General features: G+C 55.7%; 1 protein-coding gene. It reads left to right on the top strand.

Translation table 11 applies throughout. The features are described 5' to 3' along the window. Positions 1 to 2,277 (top strand): DUF6531 domain-containing protein (locus ACTHUT_RS18260; RefSeq protein WP_440419318.1); only part of this gene is annotated, 2,277 nt, incomplete at both ends.

Genomic DNA, 2,277 nt, shown 5'->3' with positions numbered 1-2,277 from the left:
CCGGCGATATGTTCCATATGAACGGCAAGTTCAGCAAAAGACTCCCCCCTAAAACCTGTCTGTCCTGTAAGGGTGCAGTGGGTGCCGGTCGGCCGGTGAATCCGATACACGGTTTGAAGTTTCTAACTAGTGAATCCGACTTTGTCTTTGAAGGCATTTTGCCGCTGGTATGGAGCCGCAGCTATTATTCCGACCAAGACGGTACCGGCTGGCTCGGCGAGGGTTGGAGCGTACCGGGCTGCCAACGCATCATCCGCGATGCGGCGGGATTGGCCTATATCGACGATCAAGGCCGTTTGTTCCCTTTGCCGGAAGTGGATGAAGATGATGAAGAACCGGTATTGTTCGAAAGCGAACAGATTTGGTTCAGTAAAAATCCGGACGGGCATTATGTCATTGCGTCGCTGGACGGTTCGATAGCGTTGCGTTTTGCGCCTTTGGTGGTCGCTGAAGACGGTTCGGACGAAGATTCCACCCTCTTCCCTTTGGTCGCGGTAGAAGACGCCAACGGCAACCATCAGCGTTTCATTTATCATCCGCTGACCGGTCTGCCGCAATACATTATTGACGGCAACGGACGGGTATTCTCGCTGAACTTCGGCAATGTGGCCGATGAGCAGTCGCCTAAAATGCGGCTGCTGTCGGTATCGCCGTTGGAGGGTTTACCTGACTTTGGCGAAACGGTCCGGGTCGGCAGTCCGCTGGTCCGCTATGAATACAACGGTAGTGGTGACTTAGTCCGCGTTATCGGCCGCGACGGCAACGTCAAACGCAGCTTCGGCTATAAGAACAATCTGATGGTGTCGCACACCGATGCAGCCGGATTGGTATCGGAATACGAATACGACCATTACACCCCGACCGGCAAAGTCATCCGCAACCGGACTTCTTTGGGCGAGGAATGGCGTTTTACCTATCACGAAGGTTGCACGGAGGTAACCGACGTATTGGGCCGTACCGAGCAATATCATTACGACTACAACAACGAGTTGACCAAACGGGTGTTTGCCGACGGCAGCACCAACCTGATGGAACGCGACGACTCGGGCCGTCTGCTCAGCCATACCGATGCAATGGGGCGCGTTACCCGTTATCAGTACAGCAACGAAGGCCAGGTGGAAAGCATTACCCGTCCGGACGGCGTCATCCTGCATTTCGACTATGACGACAACTACCGTCTGATCCGTAAAAGCGATGCGGAAGGCCGTTATCACGGCTATACCTACGACGAAGCGGGCAACCTGCTGACCCATACCGACCCGCTGAAACACATCACCCGTTTCGAATATGCCGGCAACGGTCTGTTGCTGTCGGTGACCGATCCGAACGGCAGCAGTACCGCCTATCACTATAACGAAAACCATCAGCCCGACCGGATTACCGACTGCTCGGGTTACGAAACCAAACTCTCTTACACCGCCGAAGGACAGTTGGCGCGTATTACCGATGCGCTGGGACAGCATACCGAATACCACTACGACGCCAATCAAAACCTTACCCTCGCCCTCTATCCCGACGGCAGCAAAGAGACCTTCGGCTATGATGCCGCAGGTCGTCTGAAAACCCATACCGACGGCGAAGGCCATACCACTTCCTACGAATACGGCCAAGACGGTCTGCCAACCCGACGCACCAACGCGCTGGGCCATACCTTCGGCTACCATTACGACAAAGCCCGCCGCTTGGTCGGCCTTACCAATGAAAACGGTGCGCGCTACCGCTTCGCCTACGACGTCCTCGACCGATTGATTGCCGAAAGCGGTTTCGACCATAAGCTCACCGGCTACCGCTACAACGCCGGCAACGAACTAATTGAACAGCGCGAATACGGCGACGACGCCTCCCTCGCCGCCAAACTGATGGCACAACTGGGCGGGCAACCCGTTGCTAAAAAAGATGCCGCCCCGCTTTCAGACGGCCTCGACAGCCAAACCCCGCTGCGGATTACCGAGTTCAAACGAGATGTATTGGGACGCTTAATCCACACACTCGCCCGCGATAACGACAAGGTTCAGGAAACCGTTTACCAATACGACTTTGACGGCAACCTCGTCCGTGCCGCCAACAGCCAAAGCATTACCTGCTTTGACTACAACGGCAACGGCCAAATCATCGGCCAGCACCAATGGAAAGTGCCGTCCAAAGAAGAAAACGCCCGAAACGGTTTGCCCGAAACCGACTGGCGCGATGCGCAGTACGACATGCTGTACCTGCCCGTTACCGAAAGCATCCGCTACCACTACGACTTCAACGGCAACCGTACCGCCACCGTCCTGC

Source organism: Neisseria sp. P0022.S010 (assembly GCF_051956635.1).
Note: the sequence above shows the minus strand (reverse complement) of the source record. Positions and strands in the feature narration are given on the sequence as shown.